The sequence below is a fragment of the Streptomyces sp. NPDC107654 genome, assembly GCF_055639035.1.
Window position 1 is genome coordinate 16817 of sequence record NZ_JBVKBI010000041.1, and the last position, 25655, is coordinate 42471.

The 25655-nt window shown below is 68.2% G+C and carries 30 protein-coding genes and 3 pseudogenes; 8 read left to right on the top strand and 25 right to left on the bottom strand.

Features of this window, described 5'->3' with window-relative positions:
- Positions 1-146: 146 nt before the first annotated feature.
- Together ACZ7N4_RS37805 and ACZ7N4_RS37810 are read right to left on the bottom strand one after the other, a co-directional pair.
- A complete protein-coding gene (locus ACZ7N4_RS37805) occupies positions 147-1295 on the bottom strand; it encodes a ParB/RepB/Spo0J family partition protein (protein ID WP_471368235.1) in 1149 nt (382 codons plus the stop codon).
- On the bottom strand, positions 1292-2557 hold the full coding sequence (locus tag ACZ7N4_RS37810) for a ParA family protein (RefSeq protein WP_471368237.1): 1266 nt from the start codon (positions 2555-2557) through the stop codon (positions 1292-1294). The genes ACZ7N4_RS37805 and ACZ7N4_RS37810 overlap by 4 nt, the downstream gene beginning before the upstream one ends.
- 1384 nt (positions 2558-3941) lie before the next feature.
- Here ACZ7N4_RS37810 and ACZ7N4_RS37815 point away from each other — a divergent pair.
- The 5 genes from ACZ7N4_RS37815 to ACZ7N4_RS37835 all read left to right on the top strand — a co-directional run bounded on the left by ACZ7N4_RS37815 (position 3942) and on the right by ACZ7N4_RS37835 (position 8773).
- Positions 3942-4676: a hypothetical protein gene (locus ACZ7N4_RS37815; protein ID WP_471368240.1), complete on the top strand. Its 735-nt coding sequence runs from the start codon at positions 3942-3944 to the stop codon at positions 4674-4676.
- 39 nt (positions 4677-4715) lie between these two features.
- On the top strand, positions 4716-5486 hold the full coding sequence (locus ACZ7N4_RS37820; protein ID WP_471368242.1) for a transposase: 771 nt from the start codon (positions 4716-4718) through the stop codon (positions 5484-5486).
- A gap of 235 nt (positions 5487-5721) precedes the next feature.
- A complete protein-coding gene (locus ACZ7N4_RS37825; protein WP_471368245.1) occupies positions 5722-6483 on the top strand; it encodes a nucleotidyltransferase domain-containing protein in 762 nt (253 codons plus the stop codon).
- A 466-nt stretch (positions 6484-6949) separates the two neighbouring features.
- Positions 6950-7711 carry a MerR family transcriptional regulator gene (locus tag ACZ7N4_RS37830; protein ID WP_471368247.1) on the top strand — a complete coding sequence of 254 codons (762 nt, stop codon included), beginning with the start codon at positions 6950-6952 and terminating at the stop codon, positions 7709-7711.
- 546 nt (positions 7712-8257) lie between these two features.
- Entirely contained in the window at positions 8258-8773 is a 516-nt protein-coding gene (locus ACZ7N4_RS37835; protein ID WP_471368249.1) for an NUDIX hydrolase, read from the top strand.
- A 176-nt stretch (positions 8774-8949) separates the two neighbouring features.
- Here the strand turns inward: ACZ7N4_RS37835 and ACZ7N4_RS37840 are convergent.
- A pseudogene (locus ACZ7N4_RS37840) lies at positions 8950-9054 on the bottom strand (IS5/IS1182 family transposase); the annotation flags it as partial.
- Here ACZ7N4_RS37840 and ACZ7N4_RS37845 point away from each other — a divergent pair.
- Together ACZ7N4_RS37845 and ACZ7N4_RS37850 are read left to right on the top strand one after the other, a co-directional pair.
- A complete protein-coding gene (locus ACZ7N4_RS37845) occupies positions 9028-9279 on the top strand; it encodes a hypothetical protein (RefSeq protein ID WP_471368306.1) in 252 nt (83 codons plus the stop codon). The pseudogene ACZ7N4_RS37840 and the gene ACZ7N4_RS37845 overlap by 27 nt on opposite strands.
- Before the next feature lie 76 nt (positions 9280-9355).
- A pseudogene (locus tag ACZ7N4_RS37850) lies at positions 9356-10071 on the top strand (IS5 family transposase).
- 69 nt (positions 10072-10140) lie between these two features.
- On the opposite strand, the gene ACZ7N4_RS37855 reads toward ACZ7N4_RS37850, so the two are convergent.
- From ACZ7N4_RS37855 to ACZ7N4_RS37925, 15 genes are all read right to left on the bottom strand, one after another.
- Positions 10141-11130 carry a CehA/McbA family metallohydrolase gene (locus ACZ7N4_RS37855; RefSeq protein ID WP_471368251.1) on the bottom strand — a complete coding sequence of 330 codons (990 nt, stop codon included), beginning with the start codon at positions 11128-11130 and terminating at the stop codon, positions 10141-10143.
- A 207-nt stretch (positions 11131-11337) separates the two neighbouring features.
- Positions 11338-11520, bottom strand: coding sequence for a hypothetical protein (locus ACZ7N4_RS37860; protein ID WP_471368296.1), 183 nt, complete (start codon positions 11518-11520; stop codon positions 11338-11340).
- A gap of 488 nt (positions 11521-12008) precedes the next feature.
- Positions 12009-12212 carry a hypothetical protein gene (locus ACZ7N4_RS37865; RefSeq protein WP_471368253.1) on the bottom strand — a complete coding sequence of 68 codons (204 nt, stop codon included), beginning with the start codon at positions 12210-12212 and terminating at the stop codon, positions 12009-12011.
- Positions 12213-12232: 20 nt separating this feature from the next.
- Positions 12233-12592 (bottom strand): hypothetical protein, encoded by a 360-nt coding sequence (locus ACZ7N4_RS37870; RefSeq protein WP_471368255.1) that lies wholly within the window; start codon positions 12590-12592, stop codon positions 12233-12235.
- A gap of 1 nt (position 12593) precedes the next feature.
- Entirely contained in the window at positions 12594-13397 is an 804-nt protein-coding gene (locus tag ACZ7N4_RS37875) for a class I SAM-dependent methyltransferase (RefSeq protein ID WP_471368258.1), read from the bottom strand.
- 161 nt (positions 13398-13558) lie between these two features.
- Entirely contained in the window at positions 13559-13999 is a 441-nt protein-coding gene (locus ACZ7N4_RS37880) for a hypothetical protein (RefSeq protein ID WP_471368260.1), read from the bottom strand.
- 53 nt (positions 14000-14052) lie between these two features.
- The gene (locus tag ACZ7N4_RS37885) at positions 14053-14712 is read right to left on the bottom strand and encodes a hypothetical protein (RefSeq protein WP_471368262.1); all 660 of its coding nucleotides are present in this window, start codon (positions 14710-14712) and stop codon (positions 14053-14055) included.
- Positions 14713-14810: 98 nt separating this feature from the next.
- On the bottom strand, positions 14811-15023 hold the full coding sequence (locus ACZ7N4_RS37890) for a hypothetical protein (RefSeq protein ID WP_471368264.1): 213 nt from the start codon (positions 15021-15023) through the stop codon (positions 14811-14813).
- Between the two features lie 5 nt (positions 15024-15028).
- Entirely contained in the window at positions 15029-15571 is a 543-nt protein-coding gene (locus ACZ7N4_RS37895; RefSeq protein WP_471368266.1) for a hypothetical protein, read from the bottom strand.
- A 386-nt stretch (positions 15572-15957) separates the two neighbouring features.
- Positions 15958-16113 carry a hypothetical protein gene (locus ACZ7N4_RS37900; protein ID WP_471368268.1) on the bottom strand — a complete coding sequence of 52 codons (156 nt, stop codon included), beginning with the start codon at positions 16111-16113 and terminating at the stop codon, positions 15958-15960.
- Between the two features lie 22 nt (positions 16114-16135).
- Positions 16136-16318, bottom strand: a complete 183-nt coding sequence (locus ACZ7N4_RS37905) for a hypothetical protein (protein WP_471368270.1) — start codon at positions 16316-16318, stop codon at positions 16136-16138.
- Positions 16315-16770 (bottom strand): hypothetical protein, encoded by a 456-nt coding sequence (locus tag ACZ7N4_RS37910; protein WP_471368272.1) that lies wholly within the window; start codon positions 16768-16770, stop codon positions 16315-16317. Before ACZ7N4_RS37910 ends, ACZ7N4_RS37905 begins: the two co-directional genes overlap by 4 nt.
- Complete coding sequence (locus ACZ7N4_RS37915; RefSeq protein WP_471368273.1) at positions 16770-16964, bottom strand: hypothetical protein; 195 nt, start codon at positions 16962-16964, stop codon at positions 16770-16772. The genes ACZ7N4_RS37910 and ACZ7N4_RS37915 overlap by 1 nt, the downstream gene beginning before the upstream one ends.
- Positions 16961-17605, bottom strand: coding sequence for an ASCH domain-containing protein (locus tag ACZ7N4_RS37920; RefSeq protein ID WP_471368275.1), 645 nt, complete (start codon positions 17603-17605; stop codon positions 16961-16963). The genes ACZ7N4_RS37915 and ACZ7N4_RS37920 overlap by 4 nt, the downstream gene beginning before the upstream one ends.
- Complete coding sequence (locus tag ACZ7N4_RS37925; protein ID WP_471368298.1) at positions 17602-18108, bottom strand: GGDEF domain-containing protein; 507 nt, start codon at positions 18106-18108, stop codon at positions 17602-17604. The genes ACZ7N4_RS37920 and ACZ7N4_RS37925 overlap by 4 nt, the downstream gene beginning before the upstream one ends.
- A 274-nt stretch (positions 18109-18382) precedes the next feature.
- Between ACZ7N4_RS37925 and ACZ7N4_RS37930 the strand changes: the two genes are divergently transcribed.
- Entirely contained in the window at positions 18383-18901 is a 519-nt protein-coding gene (locus tag ACZ7N4_RS37930) for a hypothetical protein (protein WP_471368277.1), read from the top strand.
- A 781-nt stretch (positions 18902-19682) separates the two neighbouring features.
- Here the strand turns inward: ACZ7N4_RS37930 and ACZ7N4_RS37935 are convergent.
- From ACZ7N4_RS37935 to ACZ7N4_RS37965, 7 genes and pseudogenes are all read right to left on the bottom strand, one after another.
- Complete coding sequence (locus ACZ7N4_RS37935; RefSeq protein WP_471368300.1) at positions 19683-20303, bottom strand: hypothetical protein; 621 nt, start codon at positions 20301-20303, stop codon at positions 19683-19685.
- An 81-nt stretch (positions 20304-20384) separates the two neighbouring features.
- On the bottom strand, positions 20385-22658 hold the full coding sequence (locus tag ACZ7N4_RS37940; protein WP_471368279.1) for a hypothetical protein: 2274 nt from the start codon (positions 22656-22658) through the stop codon (positions 20385-20387).
- A 63-nt stretch (positions 22659-22721) separates the two neighbouring features.
- Entirely contained in the window at positions 22722-23069 is a 348-nt protein-coding gene (locus ACZ7N4_RS37945; RefSeq protein ID WP_471368282.1) for a helix-turn-helix domain-containing protein, read from the bottom strand.
- Positions 23066-24193, bottom strand: a complete 1128-nt coding sequence (locus tag ACZ7N4_RS37950; RefSeq protein ID WP_471368303.1) for a tyrosine-type recombinase/integrase — start codon at positions 24191-24193, stop codon at positions 23066-23068. The genes ACZ7N4_RS37945 and ACZ7N4_RS37950 overlap by 4 nt, the downstream gene beginning before the upstream one ends.
- Before the next feature lie 180 nt (positions 24194-24373).
- A complete protein-coding gene (locus tag ACZ7N4_RS37955; protein WP_471368284.1) occupies positions 24374-24637 on the bottom strand; it encodes a hypothetical protein in 264 nt (87 codons plus the stop codon).
- A 91-nt stretch (positions 24638-24728) separates the two neighbouring features.
- Positions 24729-25034: a hypothetical protein gene (locus ACZ7N4_RS37960; RefSeq protein ID WP_471368286.1), complete on the bottom strand. Its 306-nt coding sequence runs from the start codon at positions 25032-25034 to the stop codon at positions 24729-24731.
- Positions 25035-25130: 96 nt separating this feature from the next.
- Positions 25131-25568: pseudogene (locus ACZ7N4_RS37965) on the bottom strand (ATP-binding protein); the annotation flags it as partial.
- Positions 25569-25655: the final 87 nt, after the last annotated feature.

The following is a 25655-nucleotide window of genomic DNA, read 5'->3' on the forward strand; positions in this document are numbered from 1 at the left end:
AACCGGCACCCCGGCGCCCCTTCCTCTCTTGTTCCAGGGTTACTTACCGAACGACGCCGGGCCGTCGGCCGTTAATCCGGGGCAGCGTCGCAGCGTCGCAGCGTCAGCAGTTGCCTTTCGCGTACAAGAGACGGACTGCCCGGCGGTCAGTCGACCCTGGCGGCTGCTTGTTCGGCAAGGGCCTGTGCCAGTTCACCGAGACGTGCCGGGTCTCGATCAAGGCCTCTCACCCCGAGGATGCGCAAGAGATCGAAGAACGTCTCGTCCGAGGAGATCCTCGAGTCCAGCAGCATGGCGAGGGGGCCGGGCTCGTCGTAGGGCACCTTCCGGGGCTGCCGGTCGGGGTGTTTCGTGGTTTCGGAAGCTTCCGGCGAGGGCTCTTGCGTACGCGGCTCGGGAATGTCAGACGGTACGGGCTTGCCAGTCTCCGGGGAGCCGGACTGCCCCTGCCGATCTAGCGCTCCGTGAGCTGAGGCACCGCCGGCAGCACTGGCCTCACCCTGTGGAGGCTCGGCCTTCGGGTTGTCCCCGGGTTGTTCTTCCTTCGGCTTCGGCTTGGGTTTCGACCGGGCTGCCCTCTTGTCCTGCTCCTTGCGGGTCTGCTCCGCCTTGAGCTCTTCGAGAGCCGCTTCCTGTTGATCGGCCGGCTTGTTGCCGACCGCGCGCAGAAGTTCGATGGGGTCCTGGCCGATGCGCTCCTGCAGTTCGGGGGTCAGATTGAGCAGGGCCAGGCGTTGAGACACCCAGCCTTGCGAGCGGTGCAGGCGCTTGGCCAGGGCCCGCTGGCTGCCGTGGATGGCCAGGAGCCGTTGCAGGGCGCGGGCTTCGTCCATCTCTGAGAGGTCCTGGCGGTGGATGTTGGCGACGAGCGCGGACTCAAGGAGTTCCTCGGGGGTGGTGCCCTGGTCGTCGTCGACCATCACCTTCACTTCGGCCAGCCCGGCTTCCCGGGCTGCAGCCAGGCGGCTGCTTCCGTCGACAACGACGTATGCGGTGCCTTCTTCGAGGTCGGCTTCCTTGTCCGGGTAGGCACGGATGTACGCATCCCGGTTCATGATCGTGATGGCGATCTTCTGGCCGTGGTCGCGAAGGCTTCCGACGAGATCGGTGAGCTCGCCGAGGCTGGACCGTGGGTTGTCCGGGTTCAGGCTGATGAGGTCGGGGGACAGTTTTGTCGGCGGAGCGACACCTTCGGTTGGAACTCCGGTGGCGGCAGCGACTGCCTGACGGCGGGCACTGACCGGTCGTACTCCCCCACCGAAACGGCCGGCTCCGAGTCGGTCGGCCTTACTCACAACACCTCCCGGGCCAGAGCACGCATGCCCACAGCCTGCTGCGACTTGGGAGCGTACGACAGCAAAGGCCGCTTCACTCGGACCGCTTCCTTCTGTTCCTTGAGGTCTCCGATGAGTCCCACGACTCGGGGATCCTTTATGTCGACCCATCCCTGGAGCGACGAGGTAGCGATGTAGCCGCGGCGAGAGTCGTACAGGTTGACCACGATGCCGAGGTAGTCGATGTCGACTTGGAGGTCACCACGCAGGTCGTCGATCTGTGTGGTCAGGAGTTCGTAGGCGTCTGCGGAGCTGTCCTCGGCCTGCACAACGATCAGCGCGCCGGACTGTCCGGGCCGCTCTCCATCACGGCGGCGGCCGTAGTAGGCCGCTGCGTCCATGCTGAGTCCAAGGCTCGGGGGACAGTCGACGATGATTACGTCGTAATCACCCTCGAGCGGGGCGAGGGCCCTCTCGAGGGCGGCTTCCCGGGCTCGCACTGCGGAGAGACGCACATCGAGCAGGAAGGCGTCGTTGCAGGCGGGCAGGAGGTGGAGTCGGCCATCGAACGTGTCGTCGTCGATGGAAATGATGAGGTCGCGGAGTTCGCCCTTGGGGTCGCCCGCCATGTGGTTGGTGAGGCTGTCCCCGTTCATCGGCAGGGGAGAGGCACCCAACTGGTTGGTGAGGTGGCACTGCGGGTCGAAATCGACGAGGAGTACCTTCAGGCCTGGGCCGGGCAGGTTCTCGATGTCCAGGGGGTCGTCTGCCGACGCGTCTTCGCCTGTGTGCGTTTCGCTTTCCCTCAACGCCTTGGTGAGTGCCTTGGCCACGCGGACGGGGTGCAGACCGTTGGGGTCCTCGGCCAGTGCCTCCCCGAGACCCGCGGTGATCGCTGTCTTGCCGACACCGCCCTTCTGGTTGCAGACGATGATGCGGCGGGTGATCTCGGGCCGTTCCACGTCCGGCGCGGGATTGGCGTCGAGCCAGAGCTGGACGGACTGGGCAAGCCCCTGGGTGAGGGAGACCCGTCGGTCGGTTGCGATCTGCCGGAACTCTTCCCACTGCCCGGGGGGCAGGAATGTGGAGAAGGAGTCGGCGCCGGCGGTGTCGACGGTTACGGCGGTGGAGGCCAGGCTGCACCAGTCTCTGATGCCTTGTTCCACTGCAGCCTGGATCTCGACGCCGCGCTGGGCGGCTCTGACTTTGAGGTTTTGCCGGAGCCATCCCGGCAGTTTGGAGACGACCTTCTCGCGGTCGCTGGAAGACGCTGGCGAGCTCATGAGGACACCATACTAACGTCCAAGATCTTTCGTGCGATCGACACGTTAGTTACGCATCATTGTTGGGCCGTCATCCTCAGACGCTGGGCGATTACGACGTAATCACCCGCAAGTTGCCGCGCGGGTACCTCGCGATCGCTGCCAGAGCCGATGTCCTGCCTTGGACCGCGTCAGCCAGGTTGTGAGACTGAGTCGGCAAGGTGGCACTGGCTTGGTTGAAACCGTCGCTCGCCGCCCGATCTCTCACTGCTTGCGGTCGGCCCGTGTTAACTGGTTCGTGCAAGGAATCAGCGCCTGGGCCAGTTCATTGCGACAACACCAGGCACCATGTTGGGGCACTTGGCCAGAATACGGCAAGAAACGGTGATTACGCCGTAATCGTCAACTGTTGGCGTGTCCGTCCCGCCGGATGATCGTGCACGGGGCCCGCCTCCGCGTGGGCTGAACCGGCGTCCGGGCCCACATGCGGCGGTGGATGGCGACAGCCACGGGAGACGTAGAGGCTGAACGAAAAGGCGCGCCTGACAGTCCCTCACCGGACTTGGTCAGTCCGGCAGCCGTTACGCGACGCAGCCCCACAGGTCGAGTAGCGCCGATACCAAGCAGGGTGACCAGGCCCTATCCGCCTTGGCCCGGGCATCCGGGCACAGCCGTTCACCCCAGCCCCGGCAAATCCTCTCCCCCAGTCCAAGGTGATTACGTCGTAATCACCGACCGCTGCCGTGTCCTTCTGCCCTACGCCGGCCAACAAGCCGACAACAGGCCGCCTCGAGCCTCGCTCCGGATCGCCAGGCACCAACGACGTGCCGTCCCGAACGCTGACTCTCACCTGAAGGAGCCACCCAGCAGGCACAAATACGTGCTGTGTCCTAGCGTCGTAATGCCTTGCCGTACTGACAGGACTGGCAGGGCATGGGCGGCCCCGCGCCACGCCCCCTGGCCAAGGGGCCGTCCTCTGCCTCATTCCCCTCTCGGCCAGCCTGGTCAATACGAACGACAGCCAGCACCGCGCCAGCAATGAGGGCGCGGGGAGAGTGGCTGCATAGGTGGCCGATACGTCCCCACTCGTGGACCGCGAGGCCCTGTCCAACTGATACCCGTCACCGACTGACGTGCCGAAGAAACCCTCGAGCCGATTGAAATATGGTCCGACCAATGAGGCATGGGCCGTTCCCAAGGCGCACCTCATGCGACGGCGACGACGCCGGGTGCAGGGAACAGCGGCCGCTGCGCTGGTACCTGGTTCCGTCATGGGCGAAGGCCCGCAAAGTCGGCACACAGCGCATCAACGCTGCCGAAGGGCTATCCCGCAATGGCTCGGGAGCCCGTGGCCCTGTCATCCTGCAGGTTGGCAGCGGGGCTATGGGAACAGTTGAATGCCCTTGTGACGGACTGGACGCAGGTGGTCGATGCTCACGGGGCGGTTGGGCGAGTGCCACTGCTCCTGGATCAGGTGGAGCGAGAGGAAGTTCCGGAGGCGTGGGACGAGCTGTGGGACCGTCTCTGCCTCCACGGTGAGACGGTCTCCGCGGCGAGCTTCGCAGCTCTCCCGCGCTTGGCAGCTCTAGCTCCCGCGTGTGCCCAGGCACTCGAACTGGCCAGTGCCATCGTGCGCGGCACGTTGCGGCACCCCGACGGTGAAGCTCTGCTCGCGGGCTGTCCGAACGAGGTCGACCGGTTGCGGGAACTCGTGGACCAGAGGCTTCGGACGCGTCCGGCCGACTACAACCGGCTCTTCGGTGATCTGCTCGCCCTCGCAGGGCAGTACCACTGGAGCGCCTCCATGGGGGACTTCACCGACGACTTCTATGCCGTGTCCTGCCCCGACTGCGAAGCGGAGGTGACCATCGCCGTCGGCGACTACGGCTGCTACGCGGCCATCCGGGACTGGGATCAGGGCGACACCGAGCGGCGGCCGCTGCGGCCCGCCCCGGCCGAGGAGCTTCGCGACCCGGGCCGATGGATGCACGCCACAGCCGGCCGGGACGGGCAGCGGCGGCTCGCCGAGGGGATCAGGTACGTCTTTGGCAGGGCAGAGTGTCCGGCTTGCGCCAGTGTGTTCAACATTGCGGAAGCGCACACGACCGCGAACCTTCCTCCAGCCCCTGAAACGTACTGAACAGGGAGAGACGCCCGGGCCACTTGCGATGATCTTGAAATGGCTGGCGTCATCACGGCTTCGGATCCCGCGTGGATACCTCCCTTCAGCGGGCTGAGCCCAAGGCAATTCGGCAAGCTGATCACCGCGCTCCGGCGCGAGGGCGCCGACCCGGTCCGCAGAGGCCGGCCGTGGAGCCTGCCGCTGGAGGACCGGGTGCTGCTGGTCGCCGCCTACTGGCGCACCAACCTCACCCTGCGCCAACTGGCACCGCTGTTCGGGGTGTCCAAGTCCGCGGCCGACCGCATCATCGACCACCTCGGCCCAGCACTCGCACCCCAGCAGCGCAAGCGCTTACGCACAGACACCGTCCTGATCGTGGACGGCACCCTGGTCCCCACCCGCGACCACAGCATCGCCGAGCAGTCCAAGAACTACCCGTACTCCACCAACCACCAGGTCGTCATCGACGCCGACACCCGGCTCGTCGTCGCCGTCGGCCGACCGCTGCCCGGCAACCGCAACGACTGCAAGGCGTGGGAGCTGTCCGGCACGAAAGGCGCCGTTGGCCGCGCCACGGTGATCGCCGACGGCGGCTACCGGGGCACTGGCCTGGTCATCCCGCACCGCCGCGCACCCGGCCAGGCTGGCCTTCCGGCTTGGAAAGAGGAGCACAACCGCTCACACCGCAAGATCCGCGCCCGCATCGAGCACGCCTTCGCCCGCATGAAGACCTGGAAGATCCTCCGCGACTGCCGTCTCAAAGGTGACGGCGTCCACCACGCCATGCTCGGCATCGCCCGCCTCCACAACCTCACCCTCGCCGGGTGACCGGGGAACGACGCTGGTCAACCAGCATGCCGTAGATCATTTATGGGACAACGCTGAGAGAGAATGAGAGAGACCATGCACGGCAAACACGCCTTCACGAAGCACTACTGGCGAGATCCAGCGGATCACAGCCAGGCGGCCCGGGCCCAGCCATGATCTGGAAGGCTAGGGCCAGCACTGGGCTTGAGTGAAATCCCTAGGTACGGCGGTGGCGAGCGTGCCAGCCTGGTGAATCATGAGCAGTCACACTGATGATCCCCCCCACCTCGTCAACCAGACGCGACGCTTTGCTGCAGAGCGTTTCCCCGACGCCTTGAGCGTGGTCCTCGCAGGCTCCGCTGCGTCCGGCCGCGCCACCACCACCAGCGACCTGGACATCGCGGTTGTGATCGAGGACGGGGGTGAGACTCGCCGAGAGACCCTCCGCTTCGAGGAACGGCTGGTCGAGCTGTTCCTTCACACACGGGCTGGGCTCGACGAGCTCTTCGCGGCTGACGCAGCCTCACGCCGCGGCGTCATGCAGCGCATGTACGCCGACGGAATCGTGCTTTACGAGCGAGACGGAACGGCCACCCGCATCAAGCAGCACGCGGAGGACGCCCTCCGTGAGGGCCCCGGCGCTCTGGACTCCGCAAAGATCGAGAGTCAGCGGTACGTGCTCACCGAGGCGCTAGACGACCTCGCCGACGCCGCTGACGTCGTCGAGCGCCTCGCCGTGGCCAACGTCGTCCTCAGCACCGCCGCCGACCTCCTCTTCGACCACCGCCGGGCATGGACCGGAAGCGGAAAGTGGCTGCCTCGCCGCCTGCTGCAGGCCGACCCCGAACACGGGGGAGCCCTCCTGGACAGCTACCGCCGCCTCTGCCAGAACGGCCAGCCCGAAGACTTCGCCCATGCTGCGGTGGAAATCCTCGCCCTCGTAGGCGGAGCCCTCCGCGAGGGCTACGCCCGAACCTGGCACGCCGCTGCGGCGCCCGCCGCTGGCAGTGGCAGCTAGCCGGAGTCAATGGTCGGGAGGTGTTCGACGGCAACCTGGCAGCCGCGGGCGCGCACTTCGCGGGCCAGGGGTTTCGGTGAGCCCGGTTCCCCGGTGTGTGTACCGCCTGCACATCCGATGGCGACGCGGCGGGGGCCGGCGGGCAGGCCCGCGTAGTCGGCCAGGCTGGCGAGCAACTCGCAGACGCCCGGTGTCTTGGCCACGTCCTGGACGCGCGAGTTGAGGGCCGCGAGGCCAGGAGGGCCCGAGCGACAGCCAGGGCGCGGAGCCGCCTGTGGACGTCTCCGATCCCGTCGCCAGGGTGGGGGCGGGCGACCCGTCCGGCTCGGTGGGCAAGTGCAGGTAGCCGACGAAGATGGAAGGTACGGGTCAGGGCATGTCCGGTGCGGCTTGCGCATTCCGCTGCGTCAACTCCTACGGTCGCTCCTGTGGCCGGACACACCGGCCCGGCGAAGAAGGTGCGGCTATGGCTTGGTCGATCGCGGACGTAGCCCGGATGTCCGGGGTGACGTCCCGGACCCTGCGTCACTACGACGAAATCGGTCTGCTCGCTCCCGCGTACACCGGCAGCAACGGCCACCGCTACTACGAGCAGGCCGGACTGCTGCGGCTGCAGCAGATTCTGCTGATGCGGGAACTGGGCCTGGGGCTGCGCAAGATCGCGGCGGTCCTAGAGCACCAGGTCGATCAGGTGGCCGCTCTGCGCGAGCACCAGCGCAGGCTGCTGGCCGAGCGGGACCGCCTCGACGTGCTCACCCGCACGGTCGCCCGCACCATCGCCCAACTGGAGCAGGACGAGGAGACACCCGACATGGGAAAGATCAGCAGACCGGAGAACCTTTTCACCGGCTTCGACACCGCCCGCTACGAGTCGCCCGCTCGCACTCAGTGGCCCGACCAGGCGCAGCAGTCGGCGCAGTTCGCCGCCACGCTCACCGAGGCGGACATGGAGCGGCTGCAGGGTGAGGCGACCGCGGCCATGGTCCGCATGGCCCGCTTCATGCAGACCGCCACGCCGGTGACCGACCCCGGCGTGCAGGCCGAGGTCGATGCCCATTACCGGGGCGTCTGTCGGATGTGGACCCCGGACGCGGCCGCGTTCAGGGCCCTGGGGCAGAACTATGTCGACGACGCGCAGTGGCGCGCGGCTTACGACCAGGTCGCCGCCGGACTGGCCGAATACCAGCGGGACGCCATGGTCGCCTACGCCGACGCCCGGCTGAGCTGACCGGTCATCGGTTGCTGGGGGCTGCAGACCCCAGCAACCTGGCGCCCTCCGCCCCGCTCTCCGCCTTCCACCAGCTCCCACCACCTGGCAGTGCCCCCGGTGCGGCACCGACCCCGTCTCGGAGTACCCACTGTGATCCCCGCCCACAGGCCCCGCTACCACCGCCGTGAGAAAAACGAACTCCTTGCTACCTGCGTCTCCTTAAAGGTGCAGGGCGTGCGCTGGCGTGGGTGGGCGCTATGGCCGCTTCCCCTCGAGCGTGACTGGCAGTCGTGGTCGGCGTCGTAACAGCGCGCACGTCGAACGACCATGTTGTAGATGCCCGCGTGACGCCAGCTGGATCCCGGGGCGGGCTCGACGATGCTCCAGCGATCGACGCTGGCTCCGTCCGATGAGAGGAGACACACGGCCACTGCGTCGGGCATCCCACCCAAAGACGGTAGGGGAGGGAGGCGATTACGTCGTAATCACCGATCGTCGACCGTCCGGCCACCGTACCCTGCCCAGCCCGCAGCGGTCCTCACCCACCGAAGGAGCCACTCCCCGATGATCTCTGCCGAGCCCTTCACCCGGATCAAAATCCGCGTAGCCGCCGCCCTGTTCAACGGCGAACAGATCGCCCTCATCCACCGCACCAAAAACGGACAGAACCACTACACCCTGCCAGGCGGCAATGTCGAAGCCGGAGAACCCATCCATCACGCCCTCGCGCGCGAACTCGACGAAGAACTGGGCCTGAACCTCACTGAAGCGATCGATGTCCCGCGTCTGACGTGGATCCAGGACGCCATGGTCACCCGCCCCGGACCCGCCCCGCCTCGCAAACTCCACCTCGTCTTCCGCGTCCACATCGACAACTCCACGCGCGCTCACTTGCGCACCGTCGAGCACGACGACACCGCCGGCGCTGGCCACCTCACCTGGAGTCACTACAAGGACACGGCCGACAAGAGGCTGTTCCCACCTGTTCCGCTCGCCGACCTGACCACTCCGACCGCACCGATTGACGCCGCCCGGGCCCTCCTGCCGCCCCTGGACGACACCAACTACCGCTGGGTCTGATCCGCCGGGGAACGCGATGGAGCCCGTGCGGCGTTGTCCTTCTGAAACCATCGGTAAGCCCGCTGGCCCGTGGCAAGGAGTGATTACGTCGTAATCACCGACCGCTGACGCGTCGGGCCGCCGTGCCCTGCCCGACCCACAATGGCCCGTAACGGGGCGAGGGGGAGCCCAGGCATCGGGGTTGTGGCGGGACGTCCCCGAGCTCCCCGAATCGGCGGGACCGCGTCGAGTAGGAGCCGGAGCTGGGTGATGTCGTGTCGGTCGCCGCCGGTGAGGGTGGCGAGCAACTCGCGGAATCCGTAGGTAATCCGGAGGCGTCTTGGACGGAGGTTGAGGCCGTCGAGGTCGAGGACGTCGCGGGCGGCGGCCGGGTCGCGAAGCCGATTGTGGACGTCTTCGATCCGGTCGGCGGCGGGCGGGATGGGGGAGCCGTCCGGGCCGGTGAGCAGGTGCAGGTAGCCGCACGAGGTGAGACGGATCGGACATTCCTGACCATTTCAGAATGAGTTGAACCGCGAGTCTTGCGTCTAGCAATCTTGGTCGGCAAGGTGTTCGGGTGGGTGCTGATCTCGTTCCCCTGACCTGTGGGAGCGCGTGGCTCCACTCCTGCCACCCGCTCCTAAGCGGCGTCGCCGCTGCCACGGGAGACTGCGTGTTCCCGACCGGGCGGCACTCGCCGGGGTGATGTACGTGCTGCGGACCGGTGTGTTCTGGCGCGACGTCCCCGCGGAGACTGTGGGCTGCTCCGGGGTGACGGCCTGGCGCCGGCTGCGGACTGGACCGAGGCTGGCGCCTGGCCACGCCTGCACGCAGCTCTGCTGGCCGAGATGCGCCGCGCCGACCTGTTGGATCTTGAGCACTGTGCTGTTGACGGCTCGCATGGGCCCTCAAAAGGGATCACGTCGGTCCCTCGCCGGTCGACCGCGCCCGTCCCGGTTCCAAGCACCACCTGATAGTCGACCGGCACCGGACCCCGCTCGCTGTCACGCTGACTGGTGGCAACCGCCACGACGTTACCCAGTTGCTGCCGCTGCTCGACGCGGTCCCGCCGATCTGGGAGGCTGCGAGGACGGCCTCGCCGCAAGCCGCTGCACCTGTGTGCCGACCGGGGCTACGACGTCGACAAGTACCGTCGCCTGCTGTGGAAGCGCGGCATCAAGCCGGTGATCGCCCGACGCGGGGTGGCCCACGGTTCAGGGCTCGGCGAGGTGCGTTGGGTGGTGGAGCGGGCCTTCGCTTGGCTGCACCAGTTCAAGCGGCTTTGGATCCGCTACGAACGACGCGCCGACCTCCATTAGGGCCTGCTCGGACTGGCCTGCAGCCTCATCTGCCTCCGTCGTCTGCGCATCTCACGGTGAAGCGAGGGGTCAGTCAAGGATGATCGGATTGGTGAGTCCGGCGACGTGCCCGTTGGGATGACGGACCTCGATGCGGACGAATGCCGACTGCCCCGCCGTCGTGTCCCACTGCACCACTCCCGCCCCGCTACCGGGAAGAGATGCTCGATGGACCTTCCCTCGGTCGGTGTGAAAGCTGACGGCCCCCACCGGCACACCGCGTACTGCCACGTGCACTTCCACCTGCCCACCACGAGTCGCGAGCCGCTCTCCCACCTCAGCAACGCGGCCATCGGCACTGGCGGTGAACGACACGTCCACGTCCGCCGACTCGGCGATCCAGCTGCGTCCGGCGCGGATCCCGGCCAGGACTGCCTCCGTGCTCAGTTCTTCGGCGAAGACCACGGTGTGAGGGATGCCGATCTGCCCTTCCAGGTGGGTGTCGCTGTTGCCCATCGCCGGCCGCCACGAGCCCGACTGGAGGTCCGCAGTGAGGCTCCGCCCCCATTCGGCCAGCGCCGCCTCGTTGTCAGCGTTCCAGGGCCGGTCCGAAGTCCACAGTCCGTTCCACACCTCCACCACGTCGAAGCCGAGGAAGGGGAACATGAAGTTGCCCGACGGGTAGGGCGCATGCGGATGCGCGGCAACGCACAGGCCCCCTGCTCGGTGGACCTGGTCCAGGTACTTGTCAACCAGTCTGTCCCTGACCTGGTAGTTCCAGTCGACGACCTCGCCGGGATGGATGCCGAGCGCGAGCCAGTGCCCAGTCTTCGTGGTCACCTCTTCACCGAGAAGGATCAAGAAGTCATCGGCGGCCAGATGCCCCCAGACACCCGGGGCCGCGGCTGAGTTGTGCTCCGTCGTCGCGATGAAGTCGAGCCTGGCAGCGCGCGCCCGGACGGTCAGTTCTTCGGGGGTGAGTTTTCCGTCCGAGTGGACGGAGTGGACATGGCAGTCCCCGCGGTACCAGGCCGCTCCGCGTCCGACCGCCCGCGCCGACGGGAAGCTCAAACTCGACAAGGTTTTCCTCCCAGAGTCCTGTCGAGCCAACGCGCCGCCAGGGCAACCCATTCCATCGCCCACTGAGCACCATCTCAGTCGAGACATCAGACCAAGATCTCATTCTGAAACGATCAGTAAGAGTGCCCACCGCTCGGGGTGAGGGCAGGAACATGCCGAGTACCACGCCCGGTGGCAAAGGGCGGGGCGCGGCGCTCCGTGGTGGCGCTACTGGGTGGTGGTGTCGGTGACCACGAGGAATTGGTCCGTGCGCAGGTCCATGACGACCTGAGCGTTGGTGCCCTGGGCGCGCTGGTTGGCGGCGTACTCTTCGGCCGACAAGGAGCCGCGGAGGCCTCCGGCGGGGAACCGCTCCAGGACTGTGCGGGTCTGTGGGCTGGTGGTGGCCAGCAGGCGTCACTGCCGTTTTCGCGCTCGTGGAGGTCGATGAGGGTGGCGATGGCGTCGGGGTTGTCCGCCTCGCCAACCCACTGTCCGAGCGCGGTGAAGACGGGCACCCCCTCGCGGTCGGAGTCGAAGATGACGCAGTAGTCGCCGTAGCGGTCCATCACCAAGTCCCGCAGGATCGGGATGAGTCCGGTGTCCAGGACCTCCAGGGCGTCGACAGTGAGCCGAAGAGGCTCGCCGAGCGCTGGCGGCTGGACCAGGATGCCGGTGACGCGTAGCAGGTCGCCGGGCTGGATGCTGTTCAGCAGCTCGTGAGTAATCCGGGGGTCGCCGCTGGTGCAGGTGACGACCGTGTCGGGGGCGTCGTCGGGGAGCGCGTCGATGTCGGCGAGTCGGACGATCAGGTCGAAAGCGGCGGTCCCCATGCGCGGGCCCGGGGCGGGTATCGCGTCGACCATGCCGTCGACTGCGCAGTGTTTGGTGTCCATCAGCTAGTTCTCCGCCAGGTTGTCGGTGGGGCGGGGGGAGCGGGGTCGGATGGTGCGCTGGGCGATGTCCAGCAGCTCGCGGTTGCGCTGCTGCTCGTCGGGGGTGAGCGGGCGGGCCTTCGCGCCGTGGCGGTGCCAGAGCGGGGAGGCGGCCGGCGGCTCGGGGCAGGCGAAGGCGTGGTCGACGTCGTGTTCGGTGCTGCTCATGGAGGTCCTCCAGGTGGAGGTCAGGCGTGGTCGCCTTGGCCCTTGGAAGTGGGCTTCGGCGCGAGGTCGGAGGCGAACCGCCCGAGGCGGCCCTCGACGGGGTGGGCGGTGATCCAGTCCTCCGCGCATGCCTTGTGCACGGGCTCGCCGGAGCGGCCCGAGTGCTTGCCGTCGTACAGGGCGGCCGCGTCGGCGGCCCGCTGCAGAACGGCCATGTCGCGGGAACCGACCATACGCGGGGTCGCGGCGCCGACCGAGGCGGCCACGTCGGCGGTGCGACCGTCCTCGAGGAAGGCTGGGGTGTGCAACATGCGGACCAGCTGCGCGAGGCGCTGCTCGAGGCGGGCGGTGGGCAGCTCCAGGACGACGACGAAAGGCAAATCAGCGCGCTGGCTCAGACATGCCTCGCGCCTGGTCGCGGCTGGCGACCACCAGGTATCCATCGCTCTCGGGGTCGAAGGTGGTGGACTCCACCGTGAGCCCGACACTCCGCAACTGCGCCACGAGGTCCTCGTACCGGTAGGGCCAGATGGACAACCGCTCCGAGCAGGCTCGCACTGCCCCGTCCGGCTCGATCTGGGCGACCACGATCTCAAGGAAGTGTTCCTGCTCCCAGCGCTGCTTGATCTGCCAGTAGTAGCTGACGACCGCATCGCGGTCGTTGCGGCGGATGAGTCGATCGCGGACATCTACCCGTGAGCCGACGGAGCGCACGAGCTCCCAGTTGCGTGACGTGAGCACGAGGCGTCCGCCCGGATTCAGCAGCCGCGACATCGCTTCCAGTGCGGTCAGGCGCCCGGCTGCGCCCTCGGCGTGCCCGAGCGAGTTGCCGACGCAGAACACCAGATCGAACGTGGAGTCCTCCAAGTGGTCGGGCAGCTCGTCCCAGCTCGCGCGGAGGGCTCGAAGCGAGACACCCTGCTCGTCGGCGGCCTTCTCGGTCCGGCGAACCATCCCAATGCTGGCGTCTGCGGCGACCACGTCAAGGCCAAGACTCGCGAGACCGACGGCGAGCTGGCCGGTTCCACACGCGCAGTCGAGGACGCGCGCGTTGGGCGGCAGAGAGCCCACGACATCACTGTAGTAGACCGCGGCTGCCTTGGCGGGGGTCAACCTGTCGTCCCCGATCAGCCACTCGTATACATCGGAAAGCGCCCCATAACCAGCCACGGCGATAACCTCCATCACTCGACGACACGCGGGCTAGACCGCCCTGCGCTTCGGACCTTGCGCCTCGCTCTGTGCCGGGCCGTGTCAGCGAAGCATTGAGCAGGACCCAACCAGTTCCGGCCGCTGAGACTCCACCGGATTTCGTGGGAAACCGCGACACGCCGCACCGACGCAGATCAGGAGGCCGTGGCCGCATGGAGGATGTCGGCGTGGTCGAACGCCAGGCGCTCCGGCAGGTGGTCCAGGGGCCACCAGCGGGCGGTGCGGACGTCGTCTCCGGCGACGATCTGGGTGCTGGCCGGGACGACGGCGGCGCACGGGACGGTGGCGTCCCGGCGATCTCGGTCTTCAGCCCGGCGAAGACGCCCTTGACAAGGTTGACCGCCGACGCCGACTTCGCGAACCCCAGCACCGACGACGCCAGCCGCCCGAACTCGCCGGACACCGCCGTCATCCCGCTCTTCAGCGGCCCGCCGAGCGCTCGCCGCCGCGGTGATGTCCCCCTTCAGCGGCTTGAAGAAGGCCCCCTGCACGGACGACTTCAGCGAGTCGAACCCGGGTTTGAGCGCCCTCACTTCCTTGGCCGCCGCCTGCGCCGCCGGGGCCAGCCCCTCCAACGACTTCTCGAACTCCTTGGCGTCGCCCGTCAGCGCGGCCGTGAACGCATCCCCTACACCGGCCAGGGCAGCTTCAGCGTTCCGATGGCCGCCTGGAGGCCGAGGAACGCGGCCGGAGCCGCCGCCACGATGTCCACCGCCGGGGCGAGCGCCCCCGCCAAGGTCGCCACGCCCTGCGCGGCCCCGGCGGCTGTTATACCGATCGCACCGAGTCGTAAGCCCGGCCGCCAAGGTCCGGCCGATACCACCCGCGATCCCGGCCAGGCCCGCCAGCGACCGCGCGAACCGGTTGGTGTCAACGTCGCGTTCACCCGGACGTCGGGCGGGTTGTGCCGGCGTATCCGAGCGTCGAAGTCGTCCAGGTCGGGAACGACCCGGATCGACACCTCCTCCCCGGCAAGAGGGGTCCGCAGCCGCTCCATGAACACGCTGACGTCCGGCGCGACCGGGATGTTCAGCGAGTCGATCCCCGCGAGCCCGGCCAGCAGGCGGGAATCGAACCGGGACAGGTCCGGGTCCACCCGGATTGACACCGACAGCGAGCGGAGGCTGATATGAAGGTTCCGCTGGATTGACCGGGCGATGCCGTTCGTCGCCCGGTTCAGAGCGTCCTGGATCCGCTGGCCCAGCTGGCGGGCATCGGCGACGACCCCTGTGTCATCGAGGTCGATCGTGATGTGGACGGATCCGAAGTCCTCGTCTTCGCTGGCCACCAGGCAACCCCGCCTTCGCGTTGGGTGCCCGGCCCTGAACCAGTCGGCGTGGCCGTCCCGGTTAGCGCCCGGGACGGCCGTTGATCAGATTATCCCCGCTAGCGGCCCGTCAGCCGTGTGTCCTCGCCCACCAGCGCAGCCATCAGCGCCTGCGCATCGCCCGCGCTCATCGCCGCAGGCCTCGGCCGGCTGGCCGCGCCCGCACGGGCCCGGGCGTTCTTCGGCGGCGCCCACAGCTCCGCTCGCCTCCGTGCCCGCTCGCTGTCGTCCTTCGCGCCCGCGTCCAGCTGGGCCTCGACAGCGTTCAGCATCCGCTTCAGCGGCCACTCGTACGGGTTGACGCCCTGGAGGGTGAGGGCCCCGTCCCACGCGTCCCACCAGGCCGCGGCCTGTTCACAGAGCCGGAAGACGACCCAGTAGGGCGGTTCCCACTACCCGCGCCGTACAGCTCGACGACGGCTTCCAGCATCTCTGCGACCGCCCGCACCGGCAGCCGCAGCGCGTGCTGCACCCGCGCGCCCGGGTGCTCGGCGGCGAACGCCTCCGCCTCGTCGGCGTCCTGGAACGAATCCAGCACCTTGCCGTCCACGATGACGTCCAGGCGCAGGAAGAACTCCGCGACTCCGGCAGCATCTGCCGGGCGAGGAAGGACCCGCACCGCGCGGATCGTCTTCCGCAGCGACGTCGGGTCGGCGCCCTCCAGGTTCTCCAGGTCGACGCCCTTCGCCGCCTGGGCCTCCTGGAGCTCCACGTAGGCGTCGATGAACTCGTCCCCGTAGACCTCGGCTTGGGACTCTAGCTCGTGAGGGCCTACCTCGATGACGTGAGGTTCAGTGTTGAGCGCGATCGTTTTCCGCACGGGCCATGTCCTTGGGACCCGCTCCGTCGCCCGGCCCTCAACCAGTCAGCGCCCATGAGGGTAGTCGCACAGCAGAACGGCCCCGCACCAGCGTGCGGGGCCGTTCCTGGCAAGCGGCGTCGGAACTTCCCGAGGGGTCGGCGCCGCTGAGGTTCCCAGTACTACGCAGGTCAGGAAGGGCTTCAGCGGGGCTGGTCAGAGCGACGCAGGACCCACAGCACCACGACGGCGGGGACACCCAGCCCCAGGACGTACGCTCCTCCACCCGGGCTCGATCCTCACCTCCGCGCTCACGGCCCCTCCAGCTCGGTGCAGGGCAGGCACGGCGGCAGCGCCACCGTCACGGTCTGCTCGCTCCTGCCATCTGAAATGGAACGACGCGCCGATCAGCCCCTCAAAGAACCCGCCCATACTCCAGTTAGGGCGAGCTGTCCCTTGTGCGGGGGCCAGCCCCGCTCGAGCAACAGGACGCTGCCGTCGGGCGTCATGGGCACCACGTCGGCGGTGGAGCGGATCGTCTCGAACGAATCGGTCTCGGTCATGTTCGCCTCTCGGTTGGGTGGTTCAGTGGGCGGTGAAGTCGGTGACCACGAGGAACTGGTCGCTGGTGAGGTCCATGACGACCCGGGCGTCGGTGCCCTGGGCTCGCTTGGCGGCGGCGTATTCGTCGGCGGCCCAGGAGCCGCGGGGGTGGCCGGCGGGGAATCGCTCCAGGACGGTGCGCTGCGCGGGGAGGGCGGTCGTCATCGGAGGTCGCCGATCGCGTCGGGGTTGGCGGCCTCGCCGACCCAGCGGCCGGACGCGGTGAATACCGGGACCTGGTCGCGGTCGGCGTCGAAGACGACGACGTAGTTCCCGAACCGCTCCAGTACGAGGTTGTAGAGCACGAAGGCCGGGGCGGCCTCGAGGACTTCCAGGCCGTCGACGGTGACGTGGGCGGGGGCCTCGGGGTCGTCGGGCTGGACCAGGGTGCCAGTGACGCGTACGAGGTCGCCGGGCTGGATCTCGCTCAGCAGGACGTCGGCGATGCGCGGGTCGCCGGTGGTGCAGGCGTACACGGTGTCCGGGGCGTCGTGGGCGATCCGGTCCGCGTCGGCGGGGGAGTAGATCAGGTCGAAGCGAGCGGTTCCCCAGCCGGTGCCGGGGGTCGGGATCGCGTCGACGTAGCCGTCTATGGCCAGGTGCGTCTGGGGGTTCATCAGCGGGCCTCCGCCAGGGGCTTGGTGGAGCGCGGTCGAGGGGTGCGCTGCGCGAGGTCGAGGAGCTCGCGGTTGCGGCGCTGCTGGGCGGGGGTGAGCGGCCGGATCTTCGGGCCGCGGCGGTGCCAGAGCGGTGAGGCCGGCGGCTCGGGATAGGCGAGGGCGCGGTCGATGTCGGGCTGGGGGCTGCTCATGTGTGGCCTCCAGGTGGAGGTGAGGGGTTCAGGCGTGGTCGGTCGTCCCGCCGCCCCCCGTGCGTTCCAGAGGTCCGCGCAGACTTTGTGGACGGGCTCAGCGGGGTGGTGGTGCCGCACAGCACGCACGGTGCGGGCGGGCCGAAGTGCGAGTAGTGGCGCCAGTTCAGGAGCGGGCTGGCGCCACGGGCTGCTCCGGCGGTGTGGGCACCGCGCGCAGATGGCGGCGCCGGGCGGTCACGGCCGCAGGTGCGGGAGCTGCTGGAGGACTTGGTCGACCAGGTGCTCGGTAGGGCGAGGGCTTGGACGTCGCTGACCTCCATATGCCACGCCACGGGCTGCGCCCACTCGGTGCAGGGTGGGGAGCCGTCCGCGTCCTGGTGGCAGCCGGTCAGCCGGGCGACGCCGATCACGGCGCCGGTCGACAGGTCGCGGCCGCAGATCGTGCGGGCGATCAGCGGCACACGCAGGGCGGGCCGGTCGGTCTGCTGGCTCGCGTGCAGCAGCAGCCCGCCGCGCCACGACCAGGCCCGGGGCCTGTTCTCAATCGTCTTGGCCCCGGAGAGAAGGCAGGCGGCGTGCGGCTGCTTGACGCTGATGCCCCGGATCCAGTCGGCCGCCGGCGGAAGGGTCGCGCTCATGCCACTCGCCTCCACACGGCCGCGCCCGGTCTGCCCGCGCGGCGCCCGTTGACGGTCGGCGTGGCGGCGTGCGCTGCGGTCGCCAGCATCGCCTTCCCGGAGTGCTTCCCGTCGTACAGGGCTGCGTCGGCCGCCCTCTGCAGGCGCGTCAGGTCGCGTCCGCCGATTACGTCCGGGGTCGCAGCGCCGACCGAGGCGGCGACGTCGACCGTGCGGCCGTCGTCCAGGGTGACCGGGGTGTGCAGCATCCGGACCAGCTGCGCGAGGCGCTGCTCCCGGCCTTCGGCGGGCAGCTCCAGGACCACGGCGAACTCATCGCCTCCGAGCCGGCCGACCGCAGCGCGCGGGCCCGCCCAGGCCGTGAGCCGGGCCGCGATCGACGCAAGGACGGTGTCGCCCGCCGCGTGCCCGAGGCCGTCGTTGATCTCCTTGAACCTGTCGGCGTCGGAAGCGCGCGGGTTCCCGGAATCCTGAACGTTGGTAAGCCGGAACCTGCATGCCAGCTGATGGCTGCGGCGGTCCCACGCGCGGGTTCCGGGCTAGCTGACGGGACATGGTGAGCGAAGCCCGGTTCTGCCAGGAGGATCGGGAAGACCACAGCTGATCTGAAAGACGCATCCCGCCTGGGACTTCGGCTTCGACGACGGCGACGAACTCACCTGGCGACTGCCCTGACAGGCTGCTCTGTACGATCACCGAATACTGGGCGCTGGTCCGCCTGTCCTGTGCGGAGATCAGCAAGGGGTGCCCTGTCCGGATAGTTGAGGGAGTTGGCGGGTGTCCGCTTTGGACTTCTACGCTCACGTCGCCGTTTGCGGTGAGGTCCTGGGAGTTGGCCTCGGTGCCGACCCGGAAGCCTGGGAAGCCGCCCTGGGGGCGACATGCCTCGATGTTCCCGGTGGTGGCCTACTGCGGCGGGACTACGGGCTCGTGGAAATCAACTTCTCGCCGGACCAGCCAGGGCGGCAAGGGCAGATGTCGTGCTTCGGCTTCGGCGTGAAGATCCAACGACTGCTGTACGACCAGTCCCCGAGCACCGTGCCGTCCCCGCTCTCGCGGGCGTACGGGGAATTTGCACCCAGAGTCCCCTTCAAGGAACTGCAGACCGCCATCCTGGCCCTGGGCCACACGATCGAACTCGACAAGCACACCACGTCGAGTGACATGGACTGCTTTCGCGTATCCGCGTCCGCCGCCCGCATCCACGTCGTCGCTGACCCTGACCCGTACGGGTCAGGCGACCCAGATCCAGACGGACATCAGAGGGGCGACGTCTGGTCCGTCGACGTGTGGTGACCAGCTGGCGACCTCCCAGCAGTGTCCGTGATATCTCTTCGCTACGAGGAGCGCCGGGCAACGATCACCTGCGCGGCGGGCAACGATCTGAAGAGCCCGCCACTCAAGCCCCCCGTGCCGCATCCAACCGGCTAGCCCGCAGGCCAATGTGGGTTCGGCGTGCCGTCATCGCTCATGTGCGCCCGTCGCCAGATTTCGTTCCAGTGGAACGGGGTCTCCGGCACGAACCGGTGCCGCTGCCCGCACGGACATGGCGCCAGCGCCCGCGCGCACCCACGGCACAGCTCGACCCAACCGTGCCCGGTCGAGCTCAGCACTCGTGGTCCCTCATCCCCACAAGCCGGGCAGCCGGGCGGATCAGCACCGTCCAAAATCGCGTTCTGCCGCCGGACGTACTCGGACAGACGCAGCGACGGGTGGCGAAACGGGTCTTCGAACCAGGCCCGGTCGGGGCTTTCCCACCAACTCTGCAGCCACCACGGCCGAGGGTTCGGTACAGCCCGCCGCCCAGCCTGCTTCTCAGCCCGGCGCTGCGCTGCGTACTCGTCTGCCCGCACGAGCCACAGCACCCGCGCCTCGTGCAGTTCCTCCACCGCCCGCGCCAGCGCGTCCGGGTCCGCCTCCAACCGACGGGGGATCGCCGCGCTGAGCGTGAGGTGGTGGTATGTCGCCCGCAAGCCGTAGGGAGCAAAAACGGTGAGGCAAGTGCGCAACGCGCTGTGCCGCCGGTGGAGAGGGAGCCGGGCGTCGTGCACGCGAGCTCGGTGGGTCACGAAGCTGGTCATGATGTAGGCATCAGGTCCAGTGCCCGTGCCAGGGCGGCAGTGACGGCGGCAGCGTGTGCCGGCAGGTGTTGTTCAGCCCAGGTTTCGGCAAGGCTGAGGAAGTCCTGCAAATCCTGCTGGGCGCCGGTGACTAGCGTGCCTATCTGGTCTACCGACAGCTCGATCACCGGGCTGCTGTCCGTCTCGTGGGCGTCGAGCGTCAGCCGGACGATGTCGCCAAGACGTTCAGCCGTCGAGGACGGATCGTGGCCGAAGTAGGCGCAGCCGGTGCCGTTGAGCACCTCCAGCCAGTCGCGCCAAGTCTCCAAGCCGTTGCAGCAGCCCGGCTCGACGAAGACGATGTCGGTGGCGTTGTCGGTCACCCGGAAGCCGCCGGCGGCGAACAAGTCAGGCATGGTGAGCAAGCCGTGCAGGAAGGCGCCGAGCGGGTCGGTCGGGCACGGCCCGTGCTCCTCCTCCGGCTCGAAGTCGTTGCAGTCGGCGATCTGCATAACCGCCGTGCCGACCTCCGCCGGAGTGAGCTCTCCGTTCAGCACGAGGTAGCCATATGACTCGTGCTCGCGAACAGGCCAGAGCGCGAAGTCGTCGGCTGCGGAGATCTCCAGAACGGGTTGCATCACAATCACATGGGGATGATGCCGGACCCACTGCTACACCGCCACGGGCTTTCAGCTGGCATCGGGCTCGGAGCAGGCCCACTACCTGGGCAGTTTCGCGGTGCGCTCCGGGCAGGCGGCGCTGACATAGCGCATGGCAGTCTGCGCGGTGATCCCGAAAAGCCGCATCAGCTTGAGGGGATCACCAGTGGCAAACGCCTCGTTGAGCATGCGGTCCTGCCGCAGGCCGACGAGGGTGACGTTCTTGGGGAGGGTCCTGCGAAGCAATGTTCTGCTGACTACCGGATGATCCGGGTCGAGGGCAGTCTTCTGGCTGACGAGAAGGTTGGGGTTCGTCGATGCCGGCCAGCGGTGGTGACGATAGGCCAGCCACTCGCTGGCGAGTCGGTGGGTGAATTCCTCCAGGTAGAGGGTGTGCCGCAGCAAGCCGCGGCGGACTTCGAGGGTGCCGCGGGCAAGGTTGAGATCGGTTGTCCGAATCGTGCGGAGTTCTTCACCAGGCAGTGCGTGAACGGCCACCAAGGCGATGACCAGGCGGCTGAGCGGAGACTTCGCGTGACCGATCAATCCGGCTAGGAGGTCGCTGCGCACGGACTGCGGGAGCCCCTTGAGGTGGCCGACCGACAGCTGGCGAGTCGGATCCCGGAACACCATCCGTTCCCTCTTGAGCGCCTTGAACAAGCTGCGCAGGCTCACCGCGACCTGCTGGCGCTCTCGTCCCGACAGGCCGGATACCACCGCCTCAATGTGGTCAGTGGTGATCTTTCGCAGAGTGGTCACGCCGGCGGCTGTCCACGTGGTGAGGACGGGTTCAATGTGGGCGAGGTAACGGCGAATGCTGCGGTAATCGCGGACATCGCCCTCGCGGCGCCCCTGGCTGCGCAGAAGGGTCACCCATGCGTGGATCTCGCTGGCGAGGGGGTCCGGGAGGACACTGATCGTGACCTGGATCCATGCGAGATTCACGTCCTGGCGGCGGTCTGGATCATCAATAAGCAGGCCATGAGAACGGAGGAACTGACAGACGGGCTTGGCCGCGAGAGTCGCAGAACAACTGGCCAAATCGTGGACATCGCGCTCCAGGATGGCGTTCTCAGCGCCGAGCCAGTGCACCAGGATGGTCAGAGTGCGGATGTTCTTGCGGTAGTCAGGTGTCCGACGATCGAGGATGAGTTGGTCGAAGTCCTCGACCAGCCGCCGAGCTTCTTCCGACAGCGGCAATTCGCCAGGACCTCGGCGTCCCAGGCGGGCCAGCACAGGTGACCAGTCGCGCCGGGTATTGAAGAGCGTTTCCTGCCCGCGGGCGGCGTGAGGCACTGCTGTCCCGTCGGCACCACGGAGCGGTTGGTTTCCGATCAATGGCTGAACCCCTGCTGTAGTACCGGCGGGCAGGTCGATCTGGAGTTGCGTGGCTCGCGCCGGGTGACTCCCTGCCTCGTCGAGGAGGCGATATGGGTAGCACCCGCGACAGTGACCGCCACGCGACGGAAGGTCCTCGCGCCAGCAACGCAGGCACCGGCTTCGGGCGTACTTTTCGCGCCAGTGCTTGCAGGGGTTGCAGCGGAACCCTCGCCAGCCACCGGGGATCCAGGCATGGCAGTCCTGGCACTGGCGCGGCGTGAGCGGCGGCCGGGGTGCCGGAACGGTGATGTAGGGCGTGCTGGGCTGATCGGCCGGGTAGAACCGCAGAGGCTCCGACGCCTCAGCCAGCAGCCCAGCGCGCAGGAGGATCACACGGACCGCGTCCCCTCTGCCCGGCAGCTCCCGCAGGACCGCTTCGGGCACCAGATCGGTTCCCTCGGCCTCCCTGACTGCCAAGGCGAGACGCACCATCTCGGCGACCCTGTAGTACCACCCCCGGCTGAAACGATGCTCGCTCGCCAATGCGACGAGCACCTCTCGCGCCCGGCCCCAGCCGGGTACCGGGCGGTCGGCGATCGCCCTGACCGTCGTCTCAGTCAGCGTCCTGGGCAGGGTAAACAGCGGAACCTGCCCCCGAGTCGCCGACTTCAATACCTCGGCAGGATTCTCGTCGAGGTTTGTGCGTGCTTGGTTGAGCTTCCGCTTCCAATCCGCCATCACATCGCGCCCGCCGCCCACACCCCGGCGCAACGGCCGTGCCGAAATCGACCCGTCTCGGTAGCTCCCGATCGTCAATTGAAGGGCACGCGGTCGCGCCCCCTCGATGCCCAGGGCCCACTCTGCGTCGTCTTCGGCCCGGATGGCCTGCAGGCAGGAACGGCACAGGCCGTCGGTGTTCAGGTAGCCGTCATGGCGGCAACGCGGGCACACGCCTCGCCCTCGATGTTTCTGCTGCCAGCCCTTGCACCCCGCGCACACCCAGCTGTGGTGCAACAGGACCCAGCCCAGACACGACTCGCAACTCCGGGCCACACCCCGGTCCGCCCCCATCGGCTGTCAGCTCGGCGGCAGCGAGCGAGGCCCGCTGCCGTGCCGGGCACGCGGCACCGGCCGCAGCGGGCCGGCTGGCAGCTGCGTCTCAGCGCCAACGGCCTGCTGGCCGGACTCCGGCGCCGTCTGTGTGTCTGCGAGCGGCTCCGCTTGAAGCAGATCAGCAACCGTGCAGTTCAGCGCCGTACAGATCTTGTCGAGGTCGTCGAGGCGGACTGTGACCGGGGCACCGCCCCACAACGCGGCGACCTTGCTCAGCGAGGGGTTGAACCCCACCTGCTGGAAGGCCGCTAGCACCTCGGTAGGCCGCCACAGGTCACGCTGGGCCGCCACCATCCGCAGATTCCACTTCACCGCAGGTTCCCCCTGTCCATCACCAGTCGTTGCGCCGCCTGCGAGCTCGCGGCCAAGTTCGCCACCTCGGGATCGGCGTGCGCGGTCGCCATGTACCGAAGTGTCGTGGTGGCCCAGTCGTGCCCGAGGACCTTCTGCACCTCCCACAACGTCATCCCGCGCTCGTAGTTATGGGTCGCGCAGGCGTGCCGCAGCAGGTGCGGGAACAGGTCGGCGACCGGGCCCGTGAGGTAGTTCGTAGCCGCGGCGTGCAGCGACCGCCGGAAGGTAGAAGGGACGATCGCCGGGGCGATCGGTAGATTCAGAGCCGCTACCGCAGTCGGCTTGCGTTCCGACGGCCACAGAGGCGCCCGTGGGTGTTCGGCGTCGTCCCCGAACTCGCCCCGGATCTCTTCGATGTACCACCACAACAGGTCGCGCCCCTCCTGGAACATGTACGCCTCGCGAGGCCGGGGCCCGGAAGCGCGGGCACCCTTACCTTCGACAACGAAGCGACCCCACTGGCCGTGCTCCCAGTGAATGTCACCCATGCACACCCCGCACAGCTCTGCGGCACGGACACCGGACAGGTACGCGACCTTGGTCATCACGTAGTCGCGGCAGGCGACGAAGTACTTCCGTGCGTTCGGTAGGTCCTCGCGCCAGCGCGAGAAGAAGTCGCGCATCGCCGTCTGTGATGGCGGGATCCGAAGTCCGAAGTCCCCACGGTGCCGGGGCCGGTTGAACAGGTCGATCGGTGACTCAACTGCAGCACCAAAGCGGCGCATGATCTCGCCGGCATACCGCTGTTCTAGGAAGGCAAAGTACGCGTCGATCTTGTTGATCTTCGCGCGCAGGGTCGAAGGCGCTCGTTTCCCAGGTCCCGCGAAGTACCGGTCGACCTCTCTCGGCGACAGCTGCCAGGGAACCGTGCCGTAGTAGTTGCATACTTCGATCACTGGCTTGACCAGACCATCAAGGGTGGCCGGTGCCAGACCTGCCGCGTCCCGGGCCCACTGGTACTCCGAGAGCGTGTCGAGGAAGAAACTCTCCTCATCATGGGCGGAAACCCGGGCCTGCCGGCGGCGCTGTAGCGTCACGACGTCCGCCAGCCCGGACTCCACCGCCACGGCTGCCGGGTCCACCGGAGCGGCGGAATCCCCCGCAGGGCTGAGGAGCCTCAGCAGACGACTTTCGGAATCTGACACGATCCCGGAAATTACAGGCACCACTCGTGGAATCTGCGAGTTACTGCGGAGATCCCACACCTTCGAGTGAAGGCCCGCCACAGAGCGATCTAGCTGCTGAGATGCGGATCCGCCGTGTCACACAGCCTTGAAGGAACCCGCACGTACTCCAATAACCATGACCACGGTCGTGTCGTCGCCGTGGCGGGCCAGGAGCCGGCGGGCCCGGGCGGTGTAGGCGTCGCGGCGCAGCAGGCCGGTCAGCGGGTCCTTCCGGGTCGCGGCGAGCTGCTTGTGCAGCGCGGCGGCGTGGATCGCCCAGCCGGTCAGCGGCAGGGCGGTGCTGGTGATCAGGAGGGTGCGCGAGCCGATCCGGCCCTGCGCACGCAGAACGGAGTCCATACTGAGGATCTCCCTCTCGTCTTGCACGGGTTGGGTGGGCCCGGGGCAGCCGTCGAAGCCGCCAAGCACGTGCGGCTGTCCCGGGGCAGAGCTACATCTCGAAGGGCTTGGAGTTGAGCCAGCTGTACGGGCTCCTCCAGGGGCCGGCCTTCGCGGCGGGCCAGTCGAGCTCCCAGCCGGGCCGGTATCCGCAGGCCGACCAGCCGTCCGGCCGGTCGTGGGGGATCTCGCGCCCGGCCTCCGCTGCGGCGCGGGCCGCGTCGTAGACCTCGTGGGCGGCCTTCATGGCGGCGTCGCGGTTGTCGGCCCAGCCGGTGAAGACGTGCACCCCGCGAAGGGTGGGCGTCTCGGTGCTCCGTATGGGGACGTCGACCTCGTAGTACGGGGGTTGGGTCATGACGTCCGTCTCCTCTCGTGATCGCGGTGGTGAGGGACCACCGCGACCGCCCCGGCCCCGGCGTGGTGGCGGGGGTCGGGGCGGCACGGAGGTCCGTCAGCCGTGGATCACTTCGAGGTCCTGCGCCTCGAGGTCGTCGTCCTGGTCGTCGCCGTTGTTCGGGCCGTGGGCGGTGCAGACGATGTCCTCGTCGTCGTCCAGGTCGCCGTTGAGGGCGCGGAACAGGCAGGTGACGCTGTAGGCGGGCACCCAGGCCCGGCCGGTGCATTCGTCGTCGTGCGGGCACGGCACCATCACGTCGAACCCGACGTCGCCCTCGCCGTCGACGTCGGTGCGCAGGGCGAGGATGAGGTACTGCTGACCGAGGCGGATCTCCGCGACGCGGTCGCCGTCGGCCACGTTCGAGCCGGGCTTCCACTGCCACAGCGGCAGGATCTCCTCGCCGAACACGCGGGAGACGAGGTTCAGGTCGCCGAGGCCGGCGCTGCCGTCCAGGCCGAGGTCGGCTTGCCGGGTCTCGCTCAGGCGCTCTAGGTGTGCTGTCCGGAGAGGTTGGTGACGCGGCTGGCTGGTGGTTGGCCGCTGATGCCGGTGTGGGGTCGGTGGTAGTTGTACCAGTCC